This is a genomic window from Crocosphaera sp. Alani8 (genome assembly GCF_038442745.1).
Lineage (GTDB): Bacteria > Cyanobacteriota > Cyanobacteriia > Cyanobacteriales > Microcystaceae > Crocosphaera.
On sequence record NZ_JARVCN010000308.1, the window covers coordinates 1 to 3,822 of the forward strand.

Annotated in this window: 4 protein-coding genes; 2 read left to right on the top strand and 2 right to left on the bottom strand. The window is 39.3% G+C overall.

The annotated features are described in order from the left end of the window. Positions 1 to 27 precede the first annotated feature (27 nt). The gene (locus P9B04_RS16450; protein WP_342056070.1) at positions 28 to 765 is read right to left on the bottom strand and encodes a hypothetical protein; all 738 of its coding nucleotides are present in this window, start codon (positions 763 to 765) and stop codon (positions 28 to 30) included. Between the two features lie 432 nt (positions 766 to 1,197). Between P9B04_RS16450 and P9B04_RS16455 the strand changes: the two genes are divergently transcribed. Then, entirely contained in the window at positions 1,198 to 1,989 is a 792-nt protein-coding gene (locus tag P9B04_RS16455) for an MlaE family lipid ABC transporter permease subunit (RefSeq protein WP_342056071.1), read from the top strand. 98 nt (positions 1,990 to 2,087) lie between these two features. On the opposite strand, the gene P9B04_RS16460 is transcribed toward P9B04_RS16455, so the two are convergent. Continuing rightward, positions 2,088 to 3,293, bottom strand: a complete 1,206-nt coding sequence (locus P9B04_RS16460; RefSeq protein ID WP_342056072.1) for an RNA-guided endonuclease InsQ/TnpB family protein — start codon at positions 3,291 to 3,293, stop codon at positions 2,088 to 2,090. Between the two features lie 34 nt (positions 3,294 to 3,327). On the opposite strand from P9B04_RS16460, the gene tnpA reads away from it, so the two are divergent. Beyond that, entirely contained in the window at positions 3,328 to 3,729 is a 402-nt protein-coding gene (gene tnpA / locus P9B04_RS16465; RefSeq protein ID WP_342056073.1) for an IS200/IS605 family transposase, read from the top strand. Positions 3,730 to 3,822 lie beyond the last annotated feature (93 nt).

Genomic DNA, 3,822 nt, shown 5'->3' on the forward strand with positions numbered 1-3,822 from the left:
GCTCTATAAAAAACCCCATCTTCATTCTCATAAATCATTCCTGATTGCTATAGCATCAACAACATCTTCTGGATTATTCTGGACTGATCCTCCTGTTGCATCTGCAACTCGAGTGGCCTGACCAAACTGGTCTATCCCTTGTCCCGGATTCAGTAAATTAATTGCTTGAACTACAATGTTTTGAGCTTGTAAAGCAGCAGTTGCACTTGCCTCCGTAGAACCATTACGAGGATCATGCCCAACAGCATCTCCGGCCCACACTGCTAGACGAGTTGAACCAGTACGCCAACTAGGAACAGTCGCGGTTTCTTCTAGGGCAAAGAAGTTAGCTTCAGGTAAATCACCACCGCCAGCTGCACTATACATATTAATGCCGTTAGTCACGGCTAGTTGATCGGCAGTGAAATCCTCATTAAGTCGATATATAAAGTCATCAGTGATATCTCGGTATTCACCGACCGACCACTGTACATCCCCTAATTCGCTTGTAGCCTCAAGAATATCGGAAAAACTCGTCTGAACGGTGTTGATAAAGCCCCCCATACTACCAGTAGTATCAGTCAAAAAGGCGATATCCAATTGGGCTGTTCCTCCGACTTCTTCCCCAACCGTTACGATTTTTCTAAGGGTGAACTGTTCCCCTTCTCTAAGTGTTAGGTTTAGTGAGGAGGGGGAAATTAAATCTGCCCCCGAGGCAACCGAAGCAACCCCTAGGAAACTTACGGAGCAGAAACTACTAACCAAAAGCGTTAATCTTTTTTTCATGAGATCAATGGTGACAAATGCGCATTAAACTTTATATTTCTGTAAGTATGTACACTTAAGTGTATGTACTTGCCGCAAGACTACTGTGGGAATGGTTTTTTGTCAAGAGCAGATCTAATAATTGGCCATCATTGCCCATTTTAAAAAAATTTGTAGGTTTATACTGTTTATTTGACTGTTAAGAAACAGATTGTAAAATAAGTGTTTGTTCTTATCTATTGCTATTAGATATCTCTGCTAGTGAGAGGCTCATATTTAACTTCTAGGTGCTGAGTACTAAAATTCAACAACTCTTGCCTCCAATGCAAAAACCTCAGTAAAAATACATAAAATATCAAGATATATAAAATCTCTTAAGGCACCATTCGCCACAAAAATCTTGTTTTAATGTAAAACTATACTAAACAATCATCCCTACCAACAACAGCAACAATGACAAAATCAGCCCATTCAAGAAGAGGACTCGGCATTTGGTTTGAGCGATTAATAGCAGCCATTTTATTAGGGGGTCAAGTCTTCTTCCATCTACTAAAGACTAGGATTCATCGACGAAACACCCTAGACCAGATGAGTGTGGTTGGACCAGAATCTTTGACCATCGCTCTCATCACAGCGGGTTTTGTGGGCATGGTATTTACTATTCAAGTTGCCAGAGAATTTATTAGTTTTGGGGCAGCTTCAACCGTTGGGGGGGTGTTAGCCTTGGCTTTAACCCGAGAATTAGGACCGGTTTTGACCGCAGTTGTGGTGGCAGGAAGGGTGGGATCAGCCTTCGCCGCTGAAATCGGCACCATGCGAGTTACCGAACAAATCGACGCTTTGTATATGCTCAAAACGGACCCCATCGACTATCTAGTCGTGCCTCGTGTCCTAGCTTGTTGTCTGATGTTACCCGTCTTAAATATTCTGTCTTTGTTGACAGGAATGACAGGGGGGTTATTGATCGCCAATGGATTATACGATATTTCTCCCTATGTTTTTTTAACCTCTGTCCGTAACTTTTTAGAATTGTGGGATCTAGTAACTTCTTTGCTGAAATCCGTTGCTTTTGGCGGCTTAATTGCTGTTATTGGTTGCAGTTGGGGACTTACCACCAGTGGTGGCGCAAAGGGAGTCGGTCAATCCACAACAACGGCAGTGGTAACCGCCTTATTAGCTGTTTTTGTGATTAACTTTTTCCTATCTTGGGTCATGTTCCAAGGAACAGGATCAGCCTCTTTTTAAAGCTTTCTAACTAAGCAAAAATATTCATTTGTAAAGGGATTTTGGGATCAATTTCAAACCATACTGTTGCGCCACAGTTTTTCCGATGGTCAGGTTGACTACTCCCCATCCCTAAAGGGTAGGGGATTCCCCAACAGACAGTTATCTGTTAGGTTACACTGAATATGAGGTTGCCACCTGATACCAGAGGGTCTAGCCATAAGACCAACTACTGGGACTTCTCCCAGATACTTTGCACGAATGTTGTTAGCTCCGACTCCATCTCGATGGAATTCAAAAGAGCAAGAACAACGATAATTACGGTTTTTTGGTTTGTTTCGTTTACGGCACTTTAAACACTCTTGACTGGTGTATTCTTCCGATATTAAAACAGTTTTGATACCAGCTTTTGCACACTTGTATTCAAGTTTCTCTCGAATAGAACCAAAATTCCATTGATGAAGTTTTTGGTTAACTTTCTTGCCATAATTTAAACCATCTCTGATATTTCTTACATCTCCAATAACTAGGGTTTGAATACCTCTTAGTTTAAGCATTGAAACAGCACGGCTAGTTAATTTATGTTCAATATCTTTAATTTGATTGTTAAGTTTGGCAAGTTGTTTTTGTTTAGATTTAATCAGCCTTTTTCTTCGTTTACTCCTTTTCTTCTTTCTATCAATTAATTTAGACAATTGTGCCTTTAATTTGTTTTGGTATCGTCTAACAGAGCGTAAATAACGACCATTAAAAATATCGGTATTTATTCCATCTGCTATAACCATAGGGTGTATTTCACCTAAATCCGTAGAGGCTACTCTTACTTCTTTTTCAAGAGAATTCTTTACGGATTCTGTAGTGTAGCAAGCTCTCAACTCATAACATTGAGATGCTCTATTCCATCCTAATTCTACAATTTTAGGTTTTTGCCAATACCAATCAACTATTAAAGGTTGGTTGCCTTTACCATTAGATAGCTTTAATTTACCCTCCTTGATTTTAATAGCCGTTGATTTCCAAATAACTTTAAAATACCAACGTCTCCGTTTTGGAGGCTTGCTATTAGGATCTGTTTTTCGTCTTACCCTCCAAGATTTCAAAGAACTATAAAAACATTGAGTAATGGCATCTGAGCTATGAGCATGAAGTAATGGAGAAATATGCCATTTTTCCATTGCATAACCAGATAACCACACTCCTTTTTTGCGAACTGTTCGCCAAAAAGAAACCAAAGTACGAGAATACAATTCTCCTGCTGCACGAGCCAAAGAATCTAGTTGTTCTGTAGGATTAAGGTTAAGTTTTCGGACGTAGTAATTGCTCATGTTATGATTATATAGCTGAACGCTGTATATTGCAATGCCGACCTATAAAAGCAACAAGAACATAGTCTATTGTTGTAAATATCATGTTGTTTGGGTGACTAAGTATCGTCGTCCTGTATTGACCGATGAAATACAGAATAGACTTAAGGAATTGTTGCTTAAAATTTCAACTGAAATTAATGTTGAAATATTAGAAATGGAAATAGGCGATTGTAACCATGTTCATTTACTAATCTCTTTAGACCCACAATTTGGGGTTCATAAAGCAGTAAAAAGATTTAAAGGTGCTACTTCTCGATACCTTAGATTGGAATTCCCAGAACTTAAACAAAGATTACCTACTCTATGGACTAATAGTTATTTTGTTTCTACTGTTGGAGGCGCACCATTAGCTAAAATTAAAGAGTATATTCAAAATCAAAAAAGAAGTCGGTAGGCAATAAATTGCCATCGGGCTTATCCCCATAGTTAGAAACGGGAGCGACGCAAAAATGTCGCATCGACTAAATCTAGTCCAGGCAAGGGCTTG